Raw genomic sequence first — 23,986 nt, forward strand, 5'->3', positions numbered from 1 at the left:
CAAACCATGGGACTGCTGTGCAGTCCATCGGGAATAAATCCCCTCACCACAAGCCCGCTCCCACAGGGGGATGACTGTACGACGTGAAAATCAGTCGAACGTGATGCCCTGCGCCAACGGCAACTCGAGCGAGTAGTTCACGGTATTGGTCTGGCGGCGCATGTAGCCGCGCCAGGCATCGGAGCCGGACTCGCGGCCGCCGCCGGTTTCTTTCTCGCCACCGAACGCTCCACCAATCTCCGCACCGCTCGGGCCGATGTTGACGTTGGCGATGCCGCAGTCGCTGCCCACCGCCGACATGAACTGCTCGGCTTCACGCACGTCGGTGGTGAAGATGCACGAAGACAGGCCTTGCGGTACAGCGTTGTTCAGACGCAGGGCTTCGTTGAAATCGGTGTAACCGACCACGTACAGGATCGGCGCGAAGGTTTCGTGGCAGACCACGTCGCTCTGCTCCGGCATTTCGACGATGGCCGGGGAAACGTAGTAGGCATTGGGGAACTGGTCTTGCAACTGACGCTGGCCGCCGTACACCTTGCCGCCTTCGCTCAGGGCCTGCTCCAGCGCGTCCTGCATGTTGTCGAAGCTTTGCTTGTCGATCAGCGGGCCGATCAGGTTGCCTTCCAGCGGGTGGCCGATGCGCACCTTGGAATAGGCTGCCTTGAGGCGGGTGACGATTTCTTCCTTCACCGATTCGTGGGCAATCAGGCGACGCAGGGTGGTGCAACGCTGACCGGCGGTGCCGACGGCGCTGAACAGAATGGCGCGAACGGCCATGTCCAGGTCGGCGCTTGGGCCGAGGATCATCGCGTTGTTGCCGCCCAGCTCCAGAATGCTGCGGGCGAAGCGCGCAGCGATTTTCGGCGCCACTTCGCGGCCCATGCGGGTGCTGCCGGTGGCGCTGACCAGGGCGACGCGCGGGTCATCGACCAAGGCTTCGCCGGCATCGCGGCCGCCGATGATGACCTGGCTCAGGTGCGGCGGTGCATCGCTGAAATTCTTCAGTACGCGATCGAACAGTGCCTGGCAGGCCAGTGCGGTCAGCGGGGTCTTTTCCGAAGGCTTCCAGATCACCGGGTTGCCGCAGACCAGCGCCAGCGCTGCGTTCCACGCCCAGACCGCCACCGGGAAGTTGAAGGCGCTGATCACGCCGACCACGCCCAGCGGATGCCAGGTTTCACGCATGTGGTGGCCAGGGCGCTCCGAAGCGATGGTCAGGCCGTACAGCTGGCGGGACAGGCCGACGGCGAAATCGCAGATGTCGATCATTTCCTGAACTTCACCCAGGCCTTCCTGAGTGATCTTGCCGGCTTCCCAGGACACCAGCTCGCCGAGATCGGCCTTGTATTCACGCAGGATGTCGCCCAGTTGGCGCACCAGCTCACCACGGCGCGGGGCCGGAACCTTGCGCCACAGTTCGAACGCATGATCTGCGCGACTGATGTGCTGCTCGACTTCGGCGGCGCCTTCCCAGTTCACGGCGGCGATGCGGCTGCCGTCGATGGGTGAATGCACCGGCACTTTGCCGTTCTGGTACAGGGCCGGGTTCACGCCAAGACGATCAAGCAATGCGGCAACCATGGGTCACTCCTCAAGCAAAAAACGGAACGGGTGCAGCCGAAAGATCCCGGCTGATCAGACCTGTAGTTTTAGCGCTCCGCAGGTTACTCAACAAACGACCATTAAGAGAGATATCATTCCGTTTATTCATGCTGTGCATCGCAGGCAATAAAGAGACAAGAACAAAGGACCGCCCATGCTGAACAAACGCTATTTGCCATCGATCGCTGCCCTGCAGTGTTTCGAAGCCGTGACTCGGCATCTGAGCTTCACCCGGGCCGCCGAAGAGCTGAACCTGACCCAGAGCGCGGTCAGCAAGCAGGTCGCGCAGCTTGAAGAGCTGTTGCAGCATTTGCTGTTTCGCCGGGTACGCCGACGCCTGCAAATGACGCCGGCCGGGGACTTGTACCTGGTCGAGGTACGAAAAATCCTCACTCAGGTCGAGATGTCGACCCATTACCTGCGTTCCTACGGCGGCGAAACCGAAGTCTTGCGGGTGTCCACGCCCCCGACATTCGGTGCGCGCTGGCTGGTGCCACGGCTCAAGGGTTGGCGCCTGCGCCATCCGTCGATTCACCTGGACCTGTGCAGCGAACAGGAGCCCGACGATCTGCTGCAAGGGCGCAGCGACCTGGCGTTCTACTTCGGGCAAGGTTCGCGGCCTGGCACCGAATGCCTGAAGCTGTTCGGCGAAGAACTGGTGCCTGTGTGTGCCCCCGGCAGCCTGCCCGATGAGCCGTTCACCGACCCGACGCAATTGACCGACCTGGTCCTGCTGCAAAACGCCTCCCGCCCACAGGCCTGGCATGACTGGTTCGACAGCCAGGGCTACCACACCGAACACAGCTACCACGGCCCACGCTTCGAAACCTTCTACATGTGCATCCGCGCGGCGCAGGTCGGCTGCGGCGTGGCGTTGTTGCCACGGTTTCTGGTGGAAGAAGAACTGGCCGAAGGCAAACTGGTCATTCCATGGAAGCATGCAATGCCCAGCACCGATGCCTACTACCTGGCGTACCCGGAGCATGCGGCGGAAGTGCCCAAGGTGCGGGATTTTGTGAAATGGATGCTGGAGCAGATCGACAGCCCTGAATCGCCAAAAACATAAGGTTGTACTGCGCACCTGTGGGAGCGGGCTTGCTCGCGAAAGCGGTTTCACATTCAACAATGAAGTTGCCTGACACTGCGCTTTCGCGAGCAAGCCCGCTCCCACCGGGATCTGCGCTGGCTTAAAAATCGCTGGCAAAACCCACCGCTGATATGCGCCACTGTCTCTATTGAATATGGAGAACCCCTTTATGAGCGAGAGTGTGTTTGCCGATCGCATCGTGCAGAACCTGCTCGACACCGACTTCTACAAACTGACGATGATGCAGGCAGTGCTGCACAACTACCCCAACGTCGAAGTCGAATGGGAGTTTCGTTGTCGCAACAGTGAAGATCTGCGCCCCTATCTGGCGGAAATCCGCTTCCAGATCGAGCGCCTGGCCGAGTTGAGCCTCAGTGCCGATCAGTTGAGCTTTCTGGAGCGCATCACCTTCCTCAAGCCTGACTTCCTGCGGTTTCTCGGGCTGTTTCGCTTCAACCTGCGCTACATCCACACCGGTATCGAGAATGGCGAGCTGTTCATCCGCCTGCGCGGCCCGTGGCTGCATGTGATCCTGTTTGAAGTGCCGATGCTGGCCATCGTCAGCGAAGTGCGTAATCGCTATCGCTACCGGGAAATCGTCCTGGAACAGGCCCGCGAGCAGCTCTATCGCAAGTTTGATTGGCTGACCTCCAATGCCGGCGCCGATGAGTTGTCCGAACTGCAGGTCGCCGATTTCGGCACCCGCCGGCGCTTTTCGTATCGCGTGCAGGAAGAGGTGGTGAACGTGCTCAAGCACGACTTCCCCGGGCGTTTCGTCGGTACCAGCAACGTGCACCTGTCCCGGGAGCTGGACATGAAACCGCTGGGCACCATGGCCCACGAATGGATCATGGCCCATCAGCAACTCGGTCCGCGGCTGATCGACAGCCAGATTGCCGCCCTCGATTGCTGGGTCCGCGAGTACCGTGGCCTGCTGGGGATCGCTCTGACCGACTGCATCACCATGGATGCCTTCCTCGGCGACTTCGATCTGTTCTTCGCCAAGCTGTTCGACGGCCTGCGCCACGACTCCGGTGATCCGGTGGTATGGGCGGAAAAAGCCATCGCCCACTATGAAAGGCTCGGCATCGACCCGATGAGCAAGACGCTGACCTTCTCCGACAGCCTCACGCTGCCCAAATCCCTGGAAATATTTCGCGCGCTGCGGGGGCGGATCAATGTCAGCTTCGGCATCGGTACCAACCTGACGTGCGATATTCCCGGTGTCGAACCGATGAGCATCGTGCTTAAAATGACCGCCTGCAACGGTGCGCCGGTGGCGAAGATCTCCGACGAGCCTGGCAAGACCCACTGCAAAGACCCGAATTTCGTCGCCTATTTGCGACACGTTTTCCAAGTACCTGCCGCCCTTTAAAGCGCCTCTAGCAAGGAGTGAATTCATGCAAGCCGTACAGCGTGAGATTGCTGAACAGCTCAATGTCCAACCGCCGTTCGCCGACGAGGCCGCCCTGGAGGCGGAAGTCGCCCGGCGGATCACCTTCATTCAGGACTGCCTGGTCAACTCCGGGCTCAAGACCCTGGTGCTCGGCATCAGCGGCGGCGTCGATTCCCTGACCGCCGGCCTGCTGGCCCAGCGCGCCATGCGTGAACTTCGCCAGCGTACCGGCGACGGCAACTACAAGTTCATCGCCGTGCGCCTGCCGTACGAGACCCAGTTCGATGAACACGATGCCCAGGCCTCAGTGGATTTCATCAAGCCCGATGAGCGCCACACCGTGAACATCGGCCCGGCCGTCAAGGCCTTGGCCAATGAAGTCGCGGCGTTCGAAGGCAAGCATGCGGTGTCGGTGGACTTCGTGCTCGGCAACACCAAGGCGCGGATGCGCATGGTCGCCCAGTACACCATCGCCGGCGCGGCCCATGGTCTGGTGATCGGCACCGATCACGCGGCGGAAGCGGTCATGGGTTTTTTCACCAAGTTCGGTGATGGCGCCTGCGACCTGGCGCCGCTCAGCGGTCTGGTGAAAAATCAGGTCCGGGCGATTGCCCGCAGCTTCGGCGCGCCGGAATCCCTGGTCGAGAAGGTCCCGACTGCCGATCTTGAAGACTTGTCCCCCGGCAAACCGGACGAAGCCTCCCACGGCGTGACTTACGCCGAGATCGACGCCTTCCTGCACGGCAACCCGGTGCGCGAGGACGCGTTCAAGATCATCGTCGACACCTACAACAAGACCCATCACAAACGCGTGATGCCGTTCACGCCTTAAGGTGTGACTAAAAGAAAAAGCCCGCTGAAGGGTTGAACTTCAGCGGGCTTTTCTTTGGCCGGAACATTTCGCGATGCTACCGGCCTCTTCGCGAGCAAGCCCGCTCCCACAGTGGATCGCGTCATCCTTGTGGGAGCGGGCTTGCTCGCGAAGAACGATGACGCGGTGAGCCTGCTTACTTCAGCGTCACAGTGCCTTTCATCATCGAGATGTGGCCCGGGAACGAGCAGAAGAAACCGTATTTTTCGTTGGCATCGAGCTTGGAGACATCGAAGGTCACCGAGTCGGTCTCGTTGGCGCCGATGATCTTGGTGTGCGCGATGATGCGGGCATCGCCGTCCTTGAGGTAGTTCTTGTCGATACCGGCGGCCAGGCCATCGGTGGCGATCGGCTGCATGTCGGCTTCTTTGCTCAGCACCCAGTTATGGCCCATGACGTTCTTCGGCAGGCTGCCGGAGTGGGTCAGTTCGACGGTGAAAGTCTTGCAGCTCTTGTCGATTTCGATGGCCTTGGTGTTGAAGGACATCTGGTCGGTGGAGTCAACGGTGGTTTTGCATTCCGCAGCCATCAATTGGCTGCTGGCCAGTGTCAACAGGGATACCGCAACGAGTTTGGCAAACATGGTGAATCTCCAAGGCAGGGTTATCGGAAGTGCGAATGGACAGAAGACTGCCTGAAAACTTCGCAAGTTCATATGACTTGAATCAAAAATTGTATACAACTTCTGAGCTATCACCCTCATCGAGACAATCAACCAGCCAGGCGTCTGGCCCGGCCCTATGATCAGACCGTCATCACTTCATTGGAGCGTCTGTCATGTCCCTCAATAGCCTGTTGTGCAGCCTGCTTGCCGCCTATGCCTGTGGCGCCAGCGGCACCTTTGAAACGCCCAAGCGGGAAGTTTAGCCCTTGGAGCGTCGCGTGCATGCCTTTACTCTGTGGCCCTGATCGACCTTGGAGCAAGGCATGTCTTTAACATCCGTGTGTGTATTTTGTGGTGCCAGCACCGGCACCCACCCGGCGTATCGCGAAGCGGCCGTGGCCCTGGGCCAGGCATTGGCCGAGCGCAAGCTGACCCTGGTCTATGGCGGCGGTGCCGTGGGCCTGATGGGCATCGTGGCTGACGCCGCGCTGGCGGCCGGCGGCGAAGTCATCGGCATCATCCCGCAAAGCCTCAAGGACAAGGAAATCGGTCACAGCGGCCTGACCCGGCTGGAAGTGGTCGACGGCATGCATGCGCGCAAGGCGCGTATGGCCGAACTCAGTGACGCGTTCATCGCCCTGCCCGGCGGCCTGGGCACCCTGGAAGAACTGTTCGAAGTCTGGACCTGGGGCCAACTGGGCTACCACGGCAAACCCCTGGGCCTGCTGGAAGTGAACGGTTTCTACGACAAACTCACCGGTTTTCTCGATCACATCGTCGGCGAAGGCTTCGTTCGCGGGCCTCACCGTGACATGCTGCAAGTGAGCGAATCGCCGCAAACGCTGCTCGATGCCCTCGACAGCTGGCAACCCAGCGTACTGCCCAAGTGGGTCGAGCAAAAACCCGACTAACGACTCGACACCGATACAGGGCAGAATACGCGCCGCTCAACCTCACCTTCGACCCCAGAGGATCGCCCATGGCTAAACCCAATTATTCCTTCGCCAAACGTCAGCGTGACTTGGCCAAGGAGCAGAAGAAAGAGGAAAAGCTTCAGCGCAAGAAAGCGATGGCTGAAGAAGATGCAGCAGCACTGAACCCGGATGCAGACGGTGAAGTGGCGGCGCAAGATGATGTTGAAGCACCGAAAGACCAGGCGCCCGACGCCTGAGACCCTCCGGGCCGGATGAATCGATCGGGCCCACCGGATCTGTGTCCAGGGTCAGCGGCACCTTTGCTGACCCTCACAGCCCAACCTGCCTCCCCCTTTCTTGAATGAACGCACATACCCTTTGTGGGAGCGGGCTTGCTCGCGAAAGCGGTTTCAGATTCAACAATGAAGTTGCCTGACATTGCGCTTTCGCGAGCAAGCCCGCTCCCACATTAAGATCTTCATTACCCCAGTGGCATGACGGTGACCCGGACTTCCGGGTCGTGGTTACCGCCGCCCAGGATCACCCCGCGCAGCGGCGAGACATCGGAAAAATCCCGGCCCCAGGCCAGGGTGATGTGCTCCAGTGCCGGCTGCACGTTGTTGGTCGGATCGAAGTCGACCCAGCCCGACACCGGGCAATACACCGACACCCAGGCGTGGGATGCATCGGCACCGATCAGCCTTGGCTGGCCCGGGGGCGGCTGGGTCAGTAGATAACCGCTGATGTATCGCGCCGCCAGGCCCCGGGAGCGCACACAGGCGAGCATCAGATGGGCAAAGTCCTGGCAGACCCCGCGCCGACGCTCCAACACTTCCACCAATGGCGTCGCCACCTGGGTCGCCTCTGCGTCGAAGGTGAACTCGCTGAAGATTTTCTCCATCAGCGCCTGCACGCCCAGCAACAGCGAGCGCCCCGCAGGAAAGCAGCTTTCGGAAAACTCGACGAAGTTGCGTTTCAAATGCACGTAGGGCGATTCGAATCGATAACGACAGGCCTCCAGCAACTGCGGTGAAAGCGGCTGGCTGCTGTAGGTCAGCGCGTTGCGGGTGTCTTCCCAGGCGGGAGACAACGTGAAGTCAGGTACAGGCCGGTGCAGCACCTCGATCGTCAGGCTCGCGTTGACCAGCAACTCGTCATGGGGGCGTTCGAACGCCAGCCGGGTCAGCGGGTTGCCGAACACATCCTGCTCATCACGGCGCGATGTCGGGTCCGGGCTGATCTGCAACTGCCGTTCGGTACAGCGCTGCCAGCCGCAGTCCCGCGGCCACAGGTGCGCCAATTGCTGAGCCAGGGACACCGGGCTGTCATAGTGATAATGGGTGTCGTGGAAGATCTGGTATCGAGCGCTCATCAGACGGACACCGTGCGCTGGCTGACATCATCGACGTGGGCAAAGTGACGCAAGGCAAGGCGATCGGACACTTGCCCGCTGGCTTCGGCGATCTGTTGCAGCAGATCCGCCAGGCCTTCGAGGGCTGCGCGCACGCTGGCCTCGCCGAACAACGGGTTCTCCAGACAGCCGAGATCGAACCGTGCCAATCGCTCGATCAATTGCGCCAGGCCGGCTTCTCTCGGGGCAGCAAAGTCGTCGTTCAGACGCTTGAGGGTGCGGGTCACCAGTTTCAGCTGGAACAGCACGGCGTGAGGGTTCTGCTCGTCGAGCAGCAGCAGATCGAGCACCGGGATCAATTGCGCCACCGCCAGGTAACGCGAGCGATAGGTGATGCTGCTGTTGCCCAGCTCCAGCAACCACTCCAGACCGGCCTGATCGTACGCCCCGGCGCCGCGCAGAAACGCCGCCAGGCTGCCGCTGAGAAACTGCAGACGCTCGATGCGCCGGCCGATCATCAAGAAGCGCCAGCCTTCGTCCCGGGTCATGTCGTCGAGGGCAAACCCGGACAACGCCGCCAGGGACATCACCAGACGGTTAAGGAAATCCAGCAATTGGCCAAAATCCGGCTCTTCGGTTTCCAGCTCGATGGCTTCACGCTGCAACTCCACCAGCGCCTGCCAGTTTTCCCGCGAGAGCTTGCCGCGCACCTGCGAAGCCGCCCACTGCAAGCGTTGCAGGTTGGAGCGCAGGCTGAACGGCCAGTCATCGCCCAGAATCGCGGCCAACAGGCGCTCCGGCAGCTCGCCCTCATCGGGTAGCAGCATCAGTCGTTCGCCAAGCTCGACGGCGGCCTGCAGTGCCTGAGGGTCATCACCGTCGACGTAACGCGCCAGCATGATGCGCAGCAAGCGCGCACTGTCATCGCAGCGCTCGCAGTAACGGCCGAACCAGAACAGGTTTTCCACCACCCGCGACGGCAGGTAGGGATCGCGGCGTACCAGGTCGTGCACGCCAATGTTGCGCTGGGCTTTCCATTGTTCGCCGCTGGGCGGGCGATCGCCGAGCACCCAAGTGTCCTTGCTCGCGCCGCCACGTTGCATCGACACCACTTCGGCATCGGCGTCGGCCGCCACACGGGTCAGGCCACCGGGCAACACTCGATAGCCGTCGCGGCTGGCCACCGCGTATACGCGCATGCCAATGGCCCGTGGTTGCAATTGACTGGCCTCGGCCTGCCAGATCGGCGCCTGGGACAACTGGGCCAATTCTTGCGCGACATAGGCATAAGGACGCGCCTGCATGCGCTCGGCGAGGGAATGGCGCTGTTTTTCACTCAAGTCACGGCCAAACACTGGCGCGAAGCTTTGGGACGGAAATGCCGGTTTGATCAGCAACTCCGGCAATTTTTCCAGCGCCTGAGCCAAAACCGGGGCTTCGCCGCACCACCAGGTGGCGATGGACGGCAGAATCAAGTCTTCGCCGAACAGGAACTGATTGATCTTCGGCAGGAAGCCCAGCAGGCCCGGCGATTCCAGTACGCCGCTGCCCAGGGCATTGGCCACCAGCACCCGCCCCTGTCGCACCGCTTCCAGCAGGCCCGGCACGCCCAATGCCGAATCGGTGCGCAGTTCCAGCGGATCGCAGAAATCGTCGTCGAGCCGACGCATGATCGCGTGGACCCGGCGCAGACCACTCAGCGTTTTCAGGTACACCGTGGCGTCGCGCACCGTCAGGTCGCCGCCCTCCACCAACGGATAACCGAGCTGGCGCGCCAGGTACAGGTGCTCGAAATAACTCTCGTTGAAACGACCCGGCGTCAGCAGCACCACCAGCGGCGCTTCTGCATCGCTGGGGGCTTGGCGCGCCAAGGTTTCCTGAAGCGTGCGGAAGAAGCCGGCCAGGTGCTGCACCTTCAAATCGCGGTACAACTCCGGAAACGCCCGGGACACGATGGTGCGGTTTTCCAGGGCATAACCGGCACCGGACGGCGCCTGTGTGCGGTCTGCCGTCACCCACCAGCGACCATCGGGCGTGCGCGCCAGATCCACGGCATACAGGTGCAGAAAGGCCCCGTCCGGCGGGTTGATGCCCTGACAGGGCCAGAGGAAGTTGTTGTGGCCGAACACCAGCTCCGCCGGCAGCAAACCTTCGGTAATCAGGCGCTGCGGACCGTAAAGGTCGGCCAACACCGCATTGAGCAAACGGGCGCGCTGGGCGATGCCGGCAGACAACTGCGCCCACTCATCGGCAGCGATGACATGGGGCAGCAGGTCCAGCTCCCAGGGCCGATCTGCGCCCTTGGGGTCGGCGTAGACGTTATAAGTCACGCCATTTTCCTGGATCTGCCGGGTCAGCAGCGCCTGACGCTGCATCAGTTGTGCAGGCGTGCTGCGCTGCAACTGATCGAACAGCCGCCGCCAGTGCGGGCGCACGGCGCCACTGTCGTCGAGCAGTTCGTGATAGGTGCCCGCTGTCAGCGGGTAGCGGTCTAGCAGGTCAGGCATGGAAAGCTCGGCAGACAGCAAGGAACGGTCAGACTAACGCAGGCTCATGACGCCCGGATAGACGAAAGATCCGGGCGTCGCGTACGGTTTAGAAACGTCGCAAATCGAGTGTCATCGGCAACTCATCGCTGACGTCCAGCATCGGGATGGGCAGTTTCCCCGGCGTGTGCCCGATGCGGAAGAAACGCGCCATGCGTCGGCTCTCGGCTTCATTGGCGTTTACCGGCAAGGTCTCGTAATTGCGCCCGCCCGGATGGGCGACGTGGTATTGGCAGCCGCCCAGTGAACGACCCATCCAGGTGTCGAGCAGGTCGAACACCAGCGGCGCGTGGACCGGGATGGTCGGGTGCAGACAATTGGCCGGTTGCCAGGCGCGAAATCTCACACCGGCGACGAATTCGCCTGCACGCCCGGTGGGCTGCAACGGCACCGGGATACCGTTACAGGTCAGCAGGTAACGTTGCGGCGGCAGACCGCTGAGCTTGACCTGCAAGCGTTCCAGTGACGAATCCACATAACGCACGGTGCCACCGACCGCGCCCTCCTCGCCCAGCACATGCCACGGCTCAAGGGCCTGACGCAGCTCCAGGGCAATGCCACTGACGGCGTAATCGCCCACCTTGGGAAAGCGGAATTCGAGGTGCGCCGCGAACCACTCGGCCCGCACCGGATAACCGGCGGCGTTGAGGTCGACGATGACATCGGCGAAATCCTGCTCGATGAAATGCGGCAACAGGAAGCGGTCATGCAGCTCCGTGCCCCAGCGCGCCAGCTTCGGCGGTGCATAAGGCTCGCGCCAGAACCGCGCGACCAACGCCCGCAGCAACAATTGCTGGGCCAGGCTCATGCGCGCGTGGGGAGGCATTTCAAAAGCACGCAATTCGAGCAGGCCCAGGCGGCCGGTAGCGCCGTCAGGGGAATACAGTTTGTCGATGCAGAATTCGGCGCGATGGGTGTTGCCGGTGACGTCGATCAGCAGGTTGCGCAGCAATCGGTCCACCCGCCACGGCGGGCATTCCTCGCCCGGCGGCGGCATCTGCGCGAAGGCGATTTCCAGCTCATACAGCGAATCATTGCGCGCCTCGTCGATCCGTGGCGCCTGGGAGGTCGGGCCGATGAACAATCCGGAGAACAGGTAGGACAATGACGGGTGGTTATGCCAGTAACTGATCAGGCTGCGCAGCAGATCCGGGCGTCGCAGAAAGGGTGAGTCAGCCGGAGTCGCACCACCGAGCACGAAATGGTTACCGCCGCCGGTGCCGGTGTGGCGGCCATCGATCAGAAATTTCTCGGTGGTCAGTCGGGTCTGGCGCGCTTCTTCGTAAAGAAATTCGGTGCGCTCGACCAGCTCATCCCAGGTCGCGGACGGCTGCACGTTGACTTCGATCACGCCAGGGTCCGGGGTGATACGGAAGTTGCTCAGGCGTGGATCGCTCGGTGGTTCATAGCCTTCGAGCAGGATCGGGCAATGCAATTCTTCGGCGGTGGCTTCGATGGCTGCGACCAGCTCCAGATAGTCCTCGACCCGCTCCAGCGGCGGCATGAACAGGTACAGGCGACCCTCCCGCGCTTCGGCACAGAACGCCGTGCGGGTCAGCCAGTCGGCGGACTCATCGATCCTGGGAACGCGCTCATCGGCAACGGCGGCAGTGCCTTGGCTCTGGAGTTGCGCCGTGTCGGGCAGCTCGGGGAAATCCTGATTCGGGTCCCGGGGATGAATGAACGGGTACTCCGCCGCTTTCACCCAAGGCTGCGAACCGAGGGGCAGCCGATAGCCCAGTGGTGAATCCCCTGGCACCAGCCGGCAATGATCATCCCGCAGGTACCAGCGCCCGCTCTGCCATTGATCACCCTTGGCGGTACGCGCCAGCGGCAGCACTTGGCCAATGACCTTGTCCAGGCCCTGGCTGAAGACTTTGCGCAGGCGTGCACGCTCCAGCGGCTCCTCAAGACGCGAGTCTTCGGCGCTGACGTTCTGCGGCAAGGTGCCTTCGCGCCACAGGTAATAGAAATTGTCTTCGTAGGCCGGGAACACGAAGCGTGTCGGAATTTTCAGACGTTCGGCCACGCTCGCCAGAAAACGCCCGGCTAATTCGCCATCGGCACCGTAGTCCTGCTGTTCATCGGCAATCAGCGCGCTGTTGTGCCAGATCGGCACGCCGTCGCGGCGCCAATAGCAATTGAGGGACCAGCGTGGAAGCTGCTCACCCGGGTACCACTTGCCCTGGCCGAAGTGCACCAGGCCGTGCGGGGCGTAGCGTTTGCGCATGCGCTGGAACAGCTCGGCGGACAGGCGACGCTTGTCCGGCCCCAGTGCCGCGGTGTTCCACTCGGCACCGTCAGGGTCATCGATGGACACGAACGTCGGCTCGCCGCCCATGGTCAGGCGCACATCGCCTTCAAGCAGGTCGGCATCGATCTGCCGCCCAAGGGCCTGGATCGCCAGCCACTGGTCTTCGCTGTAGGGCTTGGTGACCCGTGGCGCTTCCCAAATCCGCTCTACCGACATTTCGTGGCTGAATTCGCACTCGCAAGGTTCCACCAGGCCACTGATCGGTGCCGCCGAGGACGGATCGGGACTACAGGCCAACGGTATATGTCCTTCACCGGCAAACAACCCAGAGGTGGCGTCCAGGCCGATCCAGCCGGCACCGGGCAAATACACCTCGCACCAGGCGTGCAGATCGGTGAAGTCCACTTCAGTGCCGGAAGGGCCGTCGAGGCTTTTCTGGTCAGCGGTCAGTTGAATCAGGTAGCCCGAAACGAAGCGGGCGGCCAACCCGAGGTTGCGCAGCAGTTGCACCAGCAGCCACGCCGAATCCCGGCACGACCCGGAGGTGTGTTCAAGGGTGTACTCGGGGGTTTGTACACCCGGTTCCATGCGGATCAGATAGTCGACGTCTTCGCTCAGGCGCTGGTTGAGCGCCACGAGGAAATCCACCGTGGGCAGTGGCGTACGGTCGATGCCGTCCAGATAGGCCTTGAACTTCGGCGTCAGGGGCAAGGTTTCCAGGTACGGCGCCAGCTCCTTGCGCTCGTCGGCGGCGTAGGTGAAGGGGATTTTTTCTGCGTAGGGTTCGAGGAAGAAGTCGAAAGGATTGAAGATCGCCATTTCCGCCAGCAGGTCGACTTCGATGCGCAGTTCATCGGTTTTCTCCGGGAACACCAGCCGCGCCAGGTAATTGCCCTGGGGGTCCTGTTGCCAGTTGATGAAATGCTGCTCGGGCGAGACTTTCAGCGCGTACGACAGTATCCGCGTGCGGCTGTGGGCGGCCGGGCGCAGACGAACGATCTGCGGACCGAGTTCGACGGCGCGGTCGTAGCGGTAATGCGTGACGTGATGCAATGCGACATGAATCGACACGGCGTGCCTCCTGCGAGCCCTAAGCGTATTGGAAAGCGCGCAAGACTTATGCCACCCGGCGGTCTTGGCACTTTCTCCGGTTACTGGAGGCAGTACAGCACCAAAATCGGGCGATGCGGGAAAATGGTTTGCAGGGGTTGCACGGATTTGTGGCGCGAGGATGAGATTTTGTGGCGAGGGCGCTTGCTCCCGCTCGGCTGCGAAGCAGACGTATGCTTTCAGGGTCGCTTCGCGACCAACGGGAGCAAGCTCCCTCGCCACAAGCAAGCGCCCTCGCCACAATGGAATTGATTGACGCTCAAAAAGCACAACGCCAACCCGGAGGTTGGCGTTCTGTTCAGCTCAAGCGAGGTTCAGCGCGGTACGACCGGCTTGCGTGCAGGCTTGGGTCCCTTGCCCTTGGCCGCATCCTTGCGCTCCTTGGCCGCCTGCTGGTTGCGGGCGAATGCCGCCGCCTTGGCCTGTTCGCGCTTGTCCCACGGGTTGCCGCCATCGCTGGCGCGCGGTGGCAGGCCGGTGTGCTGGGTCAGGATCTTGGTGGTCTTTTCCCCCGCCACTTTATGGCTGCCGGCCGGCGTCGAGTTCTTGCGACGGGCGCTCTGGTAACTGTCCGTGGACGGCTGGTGCAACGGGATCAACTGATTCTTGCCCGGGCCGATCAGATCGGCGCGGCCCATGCGGGTCAACGCTTCACGCAGCATCGGCCAGCCTTTCGGGTCGTGGTAGCGCAGAAACGCCTTGTGCAGGCGACGCTGCTCTTCGCTCTTGACGATGGTCACCGCGTCGCTCTTGTAGGTCACTTTGCGCAGCGGGTTCTTGCCCGAGTGATACATCGCAGTGGCAGTGGCCATCGGCGACGGGTAGAACGCCTGCACCTGGTCGGCGCGGAAACCGTTGCCCTTGAGCCACAGGGCCAGGTTCATCATGTCTTCGTCGGTGGTGCCCGGGTGGGCGGCGATGAAGTACGGAATCAGGTACTGCTCTTTGCCCGCTTCCTTCGAATATTTCTCGAACATGCGCTTGAACTTGTCATAGCTGCCGATGCCCGGTTTCATCATCTGGTTGAGCGGACCTTCCTCGGTGTGTTCCGGGGCGATCTTCAGGTAACCACCGACGTGGTGGGTCACCAGTTCCTTGACGTATTCCGGCGACTCGACCGCGAGGTCGTAGCGCAGGCCGGAAGCGATCAGGATTTTCTTCACACCCGGCAAGGCACGGGCGCTGCGATACAGCTGGATCAGCGACGAGTGGTCGGTGTTCAGGTTCGGACAGATACCCGGGAACACGCAGGACGGCTTGCGGCAGGCGGATTCGATCTCCGGGCTCTTGCAGGCAATGCGATACATGTTCGCGGTCGGGCCGCCGAGGTCAGAGATCACGCCGGTAAAACCGGGGACCTTGTCACGAATTTCTTCGATTTCGCGAATGATCGATTCTTCGGAGCGGTTCTGGATGATCCGCCCTTCGTGCTCGGTGATCGAGCAGAAGGTGCAGCCGCCGAAGCAGCCACGCATGATGTTCACCGAGAAACGAATCATGTCGTAGGCAGGAATTTTCTCCTTGCCATAGGCCGGGTGCGGAACGCGCGCATAGGGCATGCCGAACACGTAGTCCATTTCTTCAGTGGTCATCGGAATGGGCGGTGGGTTGAACCAGACGTCGACTTCGCCATGCTTCTGCACCAGCGCGCGGGCGTTACCCGGGTTGGTTTCCAGGTGCAGCACGCGGTTGGCGTGGGCGTAGAGCACGGCGTCGTTGCGGACCTTCTCCACCGACGGCAGACGAATCACAGTCTTGTCGCGGGTCATTTTCGGGCTGGCCAGGATCTGCACGACCTTGGCTTCCTGCGGGTCCTCGACCGGGCCTTTTTCTTGCTCGATGGCGCAGGCCTGGGTGTCCTGGGTGTTCACGTACGGGTTGATGATCTTGTCGATCTTGCCCGGACGGTCGATGCGCGTGGAATCGACTTCGTACCAGTCTTTGGGCGTGTCACGACGGATGAACGCGGTGCCGCGCACATCGGTGATGTCTTCGATCTTGTGGCCGTAGGACAGACGCTGGGCGACTTCGACGATCGCACGCTCGGCGTTGCCGTAGAGCAGGATGTCGGCGCTGGCGTCGATCAGGATCGAGTTGCGCACCCGGTCCTGCCAGTAGTCGTAGTGGGCGATGCGGCGCAGGGAGGCCTCGATGCCGCCGAGCACGATCGGTACGTGCTTGTAGGCTTCCTTGCAGCGCTGGCTGTAGACCAGGCTCGCGCGGTCCGGACGTTTGCCCGCCAGGCCACCGGGGGTGTAGGCGTCGTCGGAGCGGATTTTCTTGTCGGCGGTGTAGCGGTTGATCATCGAGTCCATGTTGCCGGCAGCGACGCCGAAGAACAAGTTCGGCTCGCCGAGCTTCATGAAGTCGTCTTTGGACTGCCAGTTCGGCTGGGCAATGATCCCGACGCGGAAGCCTTGGGACTCCAGCAGCCGGCCGATGATCGCCATGCCGAACGACGGGTGATCGACGTAGGCATCACCGGTGACGATGATGATGTCGCAGGAATCCCAGCCGAGCTGATCCATCTCCTCCCTGCTCATTGGCAGGAACGGCGCCGGCCCGAAACATTCGGCCCAGTACTTGGGATAGTCAAATAACGGCTTGGCTGCTTGCATGTCGATAACCGGTGTTGGCTTTCATTGAATTTCGCGGGCGCGGAATATAGCACAAATTTTGATCAATTCCGACGGTTGTGGTCGGAAATTGCGGCGCCACCCTCAGAGCGTGGCCCAACCCTTGTGGCGAGGGAGCTTGCTTCCGCTCGACTGCGCAGCAGTCGCAAAACCAGCAATGCGGTGCCGCAGGTATGAGGACTGCTGCGCAGCCCTGCTGGAGCAAGCTCCCTCGCCACAGGGGCCCTGCATCAACAGTTACTCGTCATCATCGAAGTTATAGCTACCCGGCGCGAGGTTCTCGAAGCGGGTGTATTTACCGATGAACGCCAGGCGGATAAAGCCGATCGGGCCGTTACGCTGCTTGCCGATGATGATTTCGGCGATGCCCTTGTGCTCGGTTTCCGGGTGATACACCTCGTCGCGGTACACGAACATGATCACGTCGGCGTCCTGCTCGATCGCTCCGGATTCGCGCAAGTCGGAGTTCACCGGGCGCTTGTTCGGCCGTTGCTCCAGGGAGCGGTTGAGCTGGGACAGCGCCACCACCGGGCAGTTGAATTCCTTGGCCAGGGCTTTGAGGGACCGGGAAATCTCGGAAATCTCGTTGGTCCGGTTGTCGCCGCTGGAACCCGGAATCTGCATCAGTTGCAGGTAGTCGATCATGATCAGGCCAACGTCGCCGTGCTCACGCACCAGGCGTCGGGTACGGGCGCGCATTTCCGATGGGCTGATGCCGGCGGTATCGTCGATGAACAGCTTGCGGTCGTTGAGCAGGTTCACCGCCGAGGTCAGGCGCGGCCAATCGTCGTCTTCCAACTGACCGGAACGGACCTTGGTCTGGTCGATGCGGCCCAGGGACGAAAGCATACGCATGATCAGCGATTCGCCTGGCATTTCCAGCGAGTAAACCAGTACGGCCTTCTCGCTGCGCAGCACGGCGTTTTCCACCAGGTTCATCGCAAAGGTGGTCTTACCCATGGACGGACGACCGGCGACGATGATCAAGTCGGCCGGTTGCAGGCCGCTGGTCTTCTCGTCGAGGTCGGTGTAACCGGTGGACAGGCCGGTGATGGCGTTGTCGGTGTTGAACAGGGTGTCGATACGGTCGATGGCTTTGGTCAGCAGTTCATTCACGCCCACCGGGCCGCCGGTTTTTGGCCGGGCCTCAGCGATCTGGAAGATCTGCCGTTCAGCTTCATCGAGGATTTCTTCAGCGGTGCGACCTTCCGGGTTGAAGGCGCTGTCGGCGATTTCAGTGCTGATGCCGATCAGTTGGCGCAGGGTCGCGCGCTGGCGAACGATTTGCGCGTAGGCCTTGATGTTGGCGACCGACGGCGTGTTTTTCGCCAGTTCGCCAAGGTAACCCAGGCCACCGACCTGCGAGGTCTGACCTTCCTTGTCCAATTGCTCGGCAAGGGTCACGACGTCGATCGGCGAGTTCTGATCGGCCAGTTTGGCGATCGCGCGGAAAATCAGGCGGTGGTCATGTCGGTAGAAATCGCCGTCGGAGACTTGATCGAGCACGCGTTCCCAGGCGTTGTTGTCCAGCATCAGACCACCGAGCACAGCCTGTTCGGCTTCGATGGAATGCGGCGGCACCTTCAGCGCGGCGGTTTGCAGATCGTATTGCTCGGGAGCGGAGATTTCGTTCATGGCCACTTGGAGTCAGGATTTAAAATCGGGAGTTACCAGAAAGACAAAGGGCACGACCTGTAAACAGGATCGTGCCCGATGTTACCGGCAAGCACCCGAGGGTGCCAGCCGACAAGTGCTGCTTAAGCTGCTACCACGACAACGCGTACGGTGGCTTCAACTTCGGCGTGCAGGTGCACGGCTACGTCGAATTCGCCTACGTTGCGGATGGTGCCGTTCGGCAGACGAACTTCGCTCTTCTGCACTTCAACGCCGGAGGCGGTCAGTGCATCAGCGATGTCGTGGGTGCCGATCGAACCGAACAGCTTGCCTTCGTCACCAGCGGTGGCAGTGATAGTCACTTCCAGCTCAGCCAGTTGGGCGGCGCGGCTTTCAGCCGATGCTTTACGGTCTGCTGCAGCTTTTTCCAGCTCAGCGCGACGCTCTTCGAACGCAGCCAGGTTGGCTGGGGTCGCAGCGGTAGCTTTGCCGTAAGGCAGCAGGTAGTTACGACCGTAACCAGCCTTAACGTTCACTTTGTCACCCAGGTTGCCCAGGTTGGTGACTTTTTCCAGAAGGATCAGTTGCATGTGAAAATCCTCTTAACTTTTAACCTTCACCGTTCGCGTTATCGGCGTCTTTCGGCGCCAGACGACCGCGAAAATCAATCAGGCTGTCGACGATGGCCAGGACCACCAGCAACGGATAGATCAGTTGCATGAACAGCAACAGCGTCACGTACAACCCCACCAGCCAGAACCTGGCCAGTCGCTTTTGCGCCACCAGCCCGTGAATCAGGGCCAGCCCGGCGAAAACCAGCGGTACACTGCACAACGGCACGAGCATGGACATCTGGGCACCGAAATTCGGTGTCACAACCATGCCCGCCAGCAGCAACATCGCGGGCCCCAGCGGGATTCGGACGGCGCGAAACTCGCGACCGAAACCACCGGGGTTGTACAACAACGCCTGCCAGTAGCGCCCGATAATCAGGCTCAGCACACTGACGATTTGCAGCAAGGCCGCTATCAGGCCGGTCAGGATAGGTGCAATCAGGGCCGCGAAACGCGCTTGCTCGTCTACCGACATCTGCTGGTAGACCTGACCGAGTAGCGACGGCATGACCTTGATCAACGCCTGCGCCAGCATCTCGATCTGAGGACCAAAAGCCGTCCCCAGCACCACTGAAAACACCACTCCCATCGCTATGCTGACCAGCAGCACGCGGTTCCAGGACTCGCTTGCGCGCAAAACCAACGCAAGGCTCGCCGACCCCAGCAGCACCAGAAGTGCCCGAGGGTCGTCGGAGTAAAGCCACCAGATCAACGCCGGCAGCAGTCCCAGAGCAAGAACGCCCAGGGCGTCCCTCAATCCGCGCCGCAGGAGCACAAGGCATCCGGCGGCAGCACCCAACCAATACAACAACGGCAACGCCGCGCATCCGGCCACTACCAGAGTGGCCTGCATACGGCCCCGCATGATGAACTCAGCTAAGGCACGCATACATTCAATCCTTTGCTACGTGTCGACTGCCCGGTCTCAGCGGCCGTGGCTGTCGGTGTAGGCCAGCAGGGCCAGGAAGCGGGCGCGCTTGATAGCGGTGGCCAGCTGACGCTGATAACGAGCTTTGGTACCGGTGATGCGGCTTGGAACGATTTTGCCGGTCTCGGATACGTAGGCTTTCAGAGTGTTGAGATCTTTGTAATCGATCTCTTTCACGTCTTCAGCGGTGAAGCGGCAGAATTTACGACGACGGAAGAAACGTGCCATTTGATAGGCTCCTTAAAAGGTCCGTGGATTACTCGTCAGCGTTATCGCTGTTGTCGCTGTCATCACTGTCAACGCCTTCGGCGTCGGAGTGCTCAGGACGGTCGCGACGCTCACGGCGCTCACTGCGGTTTTCTTCAGCCTTGAGCATCTCGGATTGGCCGGTAACGGCTTCTTCGCGACGGATGACCAGGTTACGGATCACTGCATCGTTGTAGCGGAAGTTGTCTTCCAGCTCGGCCAGGGCCTTGCCGGTGCACTCAACGTTCAGCATCACGTAGTGAGCCTTGTGAACATTGTTGATTGCATAGGCCAGTTGACGACGGCCCCAGTCTTCCAGACGGTGGATTTTGCCGCCGTCTTCTTCGATCAGCTTGGTGTAACGCTCAACCATGCCGCCGACTTGCTCGCTTTGATCCGGGTGGACCAAAAAGATGATTTCGTAATGACGCATGAATGCTCCTTACGGGTTGTAGCCTGCCGCTCAAAAGCGGTCAGACAAGGAGTGAATGACACTTATGGACTTGCGTGGGTAAGGCACATGCGCGCCTGCCGTCACAGCAAGGGGCGCAATTGTAGAGAAGGGGCGTGGGAGGCGCAAGGTAATTGGTGATTATTTGAACAGTTCGCTCAAACGGAAATTTTCGCATCACCACAAACCAATGTGGGAGCGGGCCTGCTCGCGAAAGCGGTTCATCAGGCAACATGGATGTCGACTGACAGACCGTATTCGCGAGCAAGCCCGCTCCCACCATTGAACTGCGTTCGGCTTACGACTTCTTGGCGGATCCGGCAGCCTTGACACCGCGCTGGCGCTGCGCCTCGAACAGGCAAACGCCCGTCGCCACGGACACGTTGAGACTGCTGACGCTACCGCCCATCGGCAGGTGCACCAGGTAGTCGCAAAGATCACGCGTCAGACGCCGCATGCCACTGCCTTCGGCGCCCATGATCAGGATCGTAGGGCCCGTCAGGTCCTGTTCGTACAGGCTGACCTCAGCCTCCCCTGCGGTGCCGACAACCCACAAGCCGCGCTGCTTGAGCTTTTCAAGAGTACGCGCCAGGTTGGTCACTGCGACCAACGGAATCACTTCCGCTGCGCCGCAGGCAACCTTACGCACCGTCGGCGTCAACGTGGCCGACTTGTCCTTGGGCACGATTACCGCCAGCGCACCGGCTGCATCGGCAGAACGCAGGCAGGCGCCGAGGTTATGTGGATCGGTCACGCCGTCGAGCACCAGCAGCAGCGGTGCGCCGTCGGTACGATCGAGCAGTTCGTCGAGCATCGCCTCACCCCAGACCTGGCTCGGACTGACGTCCGCGACCACGCCCTGGTGCACGCCTTCTACCCAGGCATCCAGCTCGCGACGCTCGGCATTGCCGACCGCCACACGATTTTCGGCGGCGAGCTCGATCAGCGTCTGCACCCGCGGGTCACTGCGGCCTTCGGCCAGCCAGATCTGCTTGACGCGTTTGGGGTGGTGGCGCAGCAACGCTTCTACAGCATGCACGCCGTAGATCTTTTCCAACTGACTCATGACTTGGCCTTAGGTTTACGTGCCCCGCCGCTTTTGGCTGGAGCCGAGCCCGCTTTTGGCGGGCCTTTACGGTGTTTGCTCGGTTTGGCTGGCTTGCCGCCGGCGGCCTTGTCAGGCGCCGACCGTCCAGTCTTTCCCGCAGACGCCGCTTTACCGCCGCTTTTCGCATCGGCCAGCAGCGCCTTTTTCATTTCACGACTTTTGCGCACTTCGGCGTTTTTCGCCGCTGCATCGCTCGGACGGTAGGCCTCGACAGCCTTTTCCTTGGCAGGACGACGACCGGTTTTCGCCGGTGCAGGCTCTGCGGCGGTTTTTGCAGCAGAGGCTGCAGGCGCTGCGGTTTCAGTGCCGCGCTTCTTGCGACCGATCGGCGCGCTGATGGTTTTTTCGGCCATCTCGAAGTCGATCTTGCGTTCGTCGAGATCGACGCGCATGACCCGCACTTCTACGGTATCGCCAAGGCGGAAGCTGCGACCGGTACGCTCACCGGCCAGGCGGTGATGCACAGGATCGAAGTGGTAGTAATCCCCCGGCAGCGCGGTGACGTGCACCAGGCCTTCGACGTAGATATCGGTCAGTTCGACAAACAGGCCAAAACCGGTCACGGCGGTGATCACGCCCGGGAACGACTCGCCCACGCGATCTTTCATGAACTCGCACTTGAGCCAGTTCACGACGTCGCGCGTCGCTTCGTCGGCACGGCGCTCGCTCATCGAGCATTGTTCGCCGAGCTGCTCCAGCGCCGCTTCGTCGTACGGGTAGATGCGCGCCTTCGGAATGGTCATCGCACCGGCACGGCGAACGTGCGGGGTGTCCTGTTTCGAATGGATCACGCTGCGGATCGCCCGGTGCGTGAGCAGGTCCGGATAGCGGCGGATCGGCGAGGTGAAGTGGGTGTAAGCCTCGTAATTCAGGCCGAAGTGGCCCTGGTTATCGGCGCTGTACACCGCCTGGCTCAACGAACGCAGCATGACGGTCTGGATCAGGTGGAAATCCGGACGATCCTTGATACCGGCCAGCAACGCCTGGTAATCCTTCGGCGATGGACCGTCCTTGCCTTTGTGCAGGGACAGACCGAGCTCACCAAGGAAGGCGCGCAGTTTTTCCAGACGCTCCGGCGGCGGACCGTCGTGAACCCGGTACAGTGCGGGGATTTCGTGCTTTTTCAGGAATTCGGCAGTGGCCACGTTGGCCGCCAGCATGCATTCCTCGATCAACTTGTGGGCATCGTTGCGCACGGTCGGCCGGATTTCGGCGATCTTGCGCTCGGAGCCGAAGATGATGCGGGTTTCCTGGGTTTCGAAGTCGATCGCGCCGCGCACATGACGAGCAGCCAACAACACCTTGTACAGCGCATAGAGCTGCTTGAGGTGCGGCACGACGTCCGAGTACTCACCACGCAACTTGCGCGCTTCGGTGACTTTGGGCGTTTCGAGCATGGCGCTGACCTTGTTGTAGGTCAGGCGCGCATGGGAGTGGATCACCGCTTCATAGAAGCAGTAGTCAGTCATCTCGCCGGATTTGGAGATGGTCATCTCGCACACCATGGCCAGGCGATCGACTTGCGGGTTCAGCGAGCACAGACCGTTGGACAGCTGCTCGGGCAGCATCGGGATCACACGCTCGGGGAAGTACACCGAGTTGCCGCGAACCTGGGCCTCGGCATCCAGTGCCGAACCGAGTTTCACGTAGCTGGAAACGTCGGCAATCGCCACGTACAACTTCCAGCCGCCGGAGAACAGGCGCAGCTTGCCCGGACGGGCCTCGCAGTAAACCGCGTCATCGAAATCGCGGGCATCTTCGCCGTCGATGGTGACGAACGGCAGATGGCGCAGGTCGATGCGCTTCTCTTTGTCTTTCTCTTCGACTTCCGGCTTGAGCTTGGCGGCTTCTTTCAGCACCGCGTCTGGCCAGACGTGAGGAATATCGTAGGTGCGCAGGGCCACATCGATTTCCATGCCCGGCGCCATGTAGTTGCCCACGACCTCGACCACGTCGCCTTGCGGCTGGAAGCGCGGGGTCGGCCAGTGGGTGATCTTCACTTCGACGAACTGACCGATCTGGGCGTTGGCGTTGCGGCCCGGGGTCACCAGCACTTCCTGCTGGATCTTGGGGTTGTCGGCAACCACGAAGCCGATACCGCCTTCTTCGAAATAGCGACCTACGATGCTTTCGTGAGCACGGGACACCACTTCGACAATCATGCCTTCGCGGCGACCACGACGGTCGAGGCCGGAAACACGGGCCAGCGCACGGTCACCGTCGAACACCAGGCGCATTTGCGCCGGGCTCATGAACAGGTCGTCACTGCCATCGTCCGGCACCAGGAAGCCAAAGCCATCGCGGTGACCGCTGATGCGACCAAGGATCAGGTCAAGCTTGTCCACCGGCGCATAGGTGCCGCGACGGGTATAGATGAGTTGAGCATCGCGCTCCATGGCGCGCAAACGGCGGCGCAGGGCTTCGATCTGGTCTTCTGTGGTCAGACCAAACTCTTCGACCAGTTGCTCGCGGTTAGCAGGCGAACCCCGATCAGCAAGATGCTGAAGGATCAGTTCGCGGCTAGGAATGGGGTTTTCATATTTTTCCGCTTCACGAGCGGCCTCGGGATCGAGGGACTGCCAATCGGCCATTAGAGAGTTTTCACCTTGTCTATATACGGGTTAGTTTGGCATAGGCGTAATGAAACGGGAAAT

The 23,986-nt window shown here is 61.3% G+C and carries 18 protein-coding genes; 5 read left to right on the top strand and 13 right to left on the bottom strand.

Annotated features, from left to right (window positions below; all coding sequences use genetic code 11):
* Positions 1–90: 90 nt before the first annotated feature.
* Positions 91–1,581, bottom strand: a complete 1,491-nt coding sequence (locus tag B0W55_RS07435) for an aldehyde dehydrogenase family protein (protein ID WP_077045368.1) — start codon at positions 1,579–1,581, stop codon at positions 91–93.
* A 175-nt stretch (positions 1,582–1,756) separates the two neighbouring features.
* Here B0W55_RS07435 and B0W55_RS07440 point away from each other — a divergent pair, with 175 nt between their 5' ends.
* The 3 genes from B0W55_RS07440 to nadE all read left to right on the top strand — a co-directional run bounded on the left by B0W55_RS07440 (position 1,757) and on the right by nadE (position 4,917).
* Positions 1,757–2,668, top strand: a complete 912-nt coding sequence (locus tag B0W55_RS07440; RefSeq protein ID WP_077045369.1) for a LysR family transcriptional regulator — start codon at positions 1,757–1,759, stop codon at positions 2,666–2,668.
* A gap of 190 nt (positions 2,669–2,858) precedes the next feature.
* The gene (gene pncB / locus B0W55_RS07445) at positions 2,859–4,064 is read left to right on the top strand and encodes a nicotinate phosphoribosyltransferase (RefSeq protein ID WP_077045370.1); all 1,206 of its coding nucleotides are present in this window, start codon (positions 2,859–2,861) and stop codon (positions 4,062–4,064) included.
* A 25-nt stretch (positions 4,065–4,089) separates the two neighbouring features.
* A complete protein-coding gene (nadE, locus tag B0W55_RS07450) occupies positions 4,090–4,917 on the top strand; it encodes an ammonia-dependent NAD(+) synthetase (RefSeq protein ID WP_077045371.1) in 828 nt (275 codons plus the stop codon).
* A gap of 175 nt (positions 4,918–5,092) precedes the next feature.
* On the opposite strand, the gene azu is transcribed toward nadE, so the two are convergent.
* Complete coding sequence (gene azu / locus B0W55_RS07455; protein ID WP_077045372.1) at positions 5,093–5,539, bottom strand: azurin; 447 nt, start codon at positions 5,537–5,539, stop codon at positions 5,093–5,095.
* Between the two features lie 344 nt (positions 5,540–5,883).
* On the opposite strand from azu, the gene B0W55_RS07460 reads away from it, so the two are divergent.
* Positions 5,884–6,471 carry a TIGR00730 family Rossman fold protein gene (locus tag B0W55_RS07460; protein WP_077045373.1) on the top strand — a complete coding sequence of 196 codons (588 nt, stop codon included), beginning with the start codon at positions 5,884–5,886 and terminating at the stop codon, positions 6,469–6,471.
* A 68-nt stretch (positions 6,472–6,539) separates the two neighbouring features.
* A complete protein-coding gene (locus tag B0W55_RS07465; RefSeq protein ID WP_077045374.1) occupies positions 6,540–6,731 on the top strand; it encodes a hypothetical protein in 192 nt (63 codons plus the stop codon).
* A 224-nt stretch (positions 6,732–6,955) separates the two neighbouring features.
* Here B0W55_RS07465 and B0W55_RS07470 read toward each other — a convergent pair whose 3' ends face one another.
* The 11 genes from B0W55_RS07470 to rnr all read right to left on the bottom strand — a co-directional run bounded on the left by B0W55_RS07470 (position 6,956) and on the right by rnr (position 23,923).
* A complete protein-coding gene (locus tag B0W55_RS07470; protein WP_077045375.1) occupies positions 6,956–7,846 on the bottom strand; it encodes a transglutaminase family protein in 891 nt (296 codons plus the stop codon).
* Entirely contained in the window at positions 7,846–10,332 is a 2,487-nt protein-coding gene (locus B0W55_RS07475) for a circularly permuted type 2 ATP-grasp protein (protein ID WP_077045376.1), read from the bottom strand. Before B0W55_RS07475 ends, B0W55_RS07470 begins: the two co-directional genes overlap by 1 nt.
* 88 nt (positions 10,333–10,420) lie before the next feature.
* A complete protein-coding gene (locus B0W55_RS07480) occupies positions 10,421–13,696 on the bottom strand; it encodes a DUF2126 domain-containing protein (RefSeq protein ID WP_077045377.1) in 3,276 nt (1,091 codons plus the stop codon).
* A gap of 353 nt (positions 13,697–14,049) precedes the next feature.
* Positions 14,050–16,353 (bottom strand): YgiQ family radical SAM protein, encoded by a 2,304-nt coding sequence (locus B0W55_RS07485; RefSeq protein ID WP_077045378.1) that lies wholly within the window; start codon positions 16,351–16,353, stop codon positions 14,050–14,052.
* Between the two features lie 255 nt (positions 16,354–16,608).
* Positions 16,609–18,006, bottom strand: a complete 1,398-nt coding sequence (dnaB, locus tag B0W55_RS07490) for a replicative DNA helicase (RefSeq protein ID WP_077045379.1) — start codon at positions 18,004–18,006, stop codon at positions 16,609–16,611.
* Between the two features lie 122 nt (positions 18,007–18,128).
* Entirely contained in the window at positions 18,129–18,575 is a 447-nt protein-coding gene (rplI, locus tag B0W55_RS07495; protein WP_007973276.1) for a 50S ribosomal protein L9, read from the bottom strand.
* 19 nt (positions 18,576–18,594) lie between these two features.
* Complete coding sequence (locus tag B0W55_RS07500; RefSeq protein ID WP_077045380.1) at positions 18,595–19,488, bottom strand: hypothetical protein; 894 nt, start codon at positions 19,486–19,488, stop codon at positions 18,595–18,597.
* Between the two features lie 36 nt (positions 19,489–19,524).
* On the bottom strand, positions 19,525–19,755 hold the full coding sequence (rpsR, locus tag B0W55_RS07505) for a 30S ribosomal protein S18 (RefSeq protein ID WP_002551829.1): 231 nt from the start codon (positions 19,753–19,755) through the stop codon (positions 19,525–19,527).
* Positions 19,756–19,783: 28 nt separating this feature from the next.
* The gene (rpsF, locus tag B0W55_RS07510) at positions 19,784–20,206 is read right to left on the bottom strand and encodes a 30S ribosomal protein S6 (RefSeq protein ID WP_007939579.1); all 423 of its coding nucleotides are present in this window, start codon (positions 20,204–20,206) and stop codon (positions 19,784–19,786) included.
* Between the two features lie 316 nt (positions 20,207–20,522).
* On the bottom strand, positions 20,523–21,290 hold the full coding sequence (rlmB, locus tag B0W55_RS07515; RefSeq protein ID WP_077045381.1) for a 23S rRNA (guanosine(2251)-2'-O)-methyltransferase RlmB: 768 nt from the start codon (positions 21,288–21,290) through the stop codon (positions 20,523–20,525).
* The gene (gene rnr, locus B0W55_RS07520; protein ID WP_077045382.1) at positions 21,287–23,923 is read right to left on the bottom strand and encodes a ribonuclease R; all 2,637 of its coding nucleotides are present in this window, start codon (positions 23,921–23,923) and stop codon (positions 21,287–21,289) included. The genes rlmB and rnr overlap by 4 nt, the downstream gene beginning before the upstream one ends.
* Positions 23,924–23,986 lie beyond the last annotated feature (63 nt).

It is taken from the genome of Pseudomonas sp. KK4, assembly GCF_001984065.1.
GTDB lineage: Bacteria > Pseudomonadota > Gammaproteobacteria > Pseudomonadales > Pseudomonadaceae > Aquipseudomonas.

What these genes read in the sequence shown, in the direction of transcription:
- B0W55_RS07435 (WP_077045368.1), bottom strand. Translation starts at nt 1,581, where the DNA reads ATGGTTGCCGCATTGCTTGATCGTCTTGGCGTGAACCCGGCCCTGTAC.
- B0W55_RS07440 (WP_077045369.1), top strand. Translation starts at nt 1,757, where the DNA reads ATGCTGAACAAACGCTATTTGCCATCGATCGCTGCCCTGCAGTGTTTC.
- pncB (WP_077045370.1), top strand. Translation starts at nt 2,859, where the DNA reads ATGAGCGAGAGTGTGTTTGCCGATCGCATCGTGCAGAACCTGCTCGAC.
- nadE (WP_077045371.1), top strand. Translation starts at nt 4,090, where the DNA reads ATGCAAGCCGTACAGCGTGAGATTGCTGAACAGCTCAATGTCCAACCG.
- azu (WP_077045372.1), bottom strand. Translation starts at nt 5,539, where the DNA reads ATGTTTGCCAAACTCGTTGCGGTATCCCTGTTGACACTGGCCAGCAGC.
- B0W55_RS07460 (WP_077045373.1), top strand. Translation starts at nt 5,884, where the DNA reads ATGTCTTTAACATCCGTGTGTGTATTTTGTGGTGCCAGCACCGGCACC.
- B0W55_RS07465 (WP_077045374.1), top strand. Translation starts at nt 6,540, where the DNA reads ATGGCTAAACCCAATTATTCCTTCGCCAAACGTCAGCGTGACTTGGCC.
- B0W55_RS07470 (WP_077045375.1), bottom strand. Translation starts at nt 7,846, where the DNA reads ATGAGCGCTCGATACCAGATCTTCCACGACACCCATTATCACTATGAC.
- B0W55_RS07475 (WP_077045376.1), bottom strand. Translation starts at nt 10,332, where the DNA reads ATGCCTGACCTGCTAGACCGCTACCCGCTGACAGCGGGCACCTATCAC.
- B0W55_RS07485 (WP_077045378.1), bottom strand. Translation starts at nt 16,353, where the DNA reads ATGCAAGCAGCCAAGCCGTTATTTGACTATCCCAAGTACTGGGCCGAA.
- dnaB (WP_077045379.1), bottom strand. Translation starts at nt 18,006, where the DNA reads ATGAACGAAATCTCCGCTCCCGAGCAATACGATCTGCAAACCGCCGCG.
- rplI (WP_007973276.1), bottom strand. Translation starts at nt 18,575, where the DNA reads ATGCAACTGATCCTTCTGGAAAAAGTCACCAACCTGGGCAACCTGGGT.
- B0W55_RS07500 (WP_077045380.1), bottom strand. Translation starts at nt 19,488, where the DNA reads ATGCGTGCCTTAGCTGAGTTCATCATGCGGGGCCGTATGCAGGCCACT.
- rpsR (WP_002551829.1), bottom strand. Translation starts at nt 19,755, where the DNA reads ATGGCACGTTTCTTCCGTCGTCGTAAATTCTGCCGCTTCACCGCTGAA.
- rpsF (WP_007939579.1), bottom strand. Translation starts at nt 20,206, where the DNA reads ATGCGTCATTACGAAATCATCTTTTTGGTCCACCCGGATCAAAGCGAG.
- rlmB (WP_077045381.1), bottom strand. Translation starts at nt 21,290, where the DNA reads ATGAGTCAGTTGGAAAAGATCTACGGCGTGCATGCTGTAGAAGCGTTG.
- rnr (WP_077045382.1), bottom strand. Translation starts at nt 23,923, where the DNA reads ATGGCCGATTGGCAGTCCCTCGATCCCGAGGCCGCTCGTGAAGCGGAA.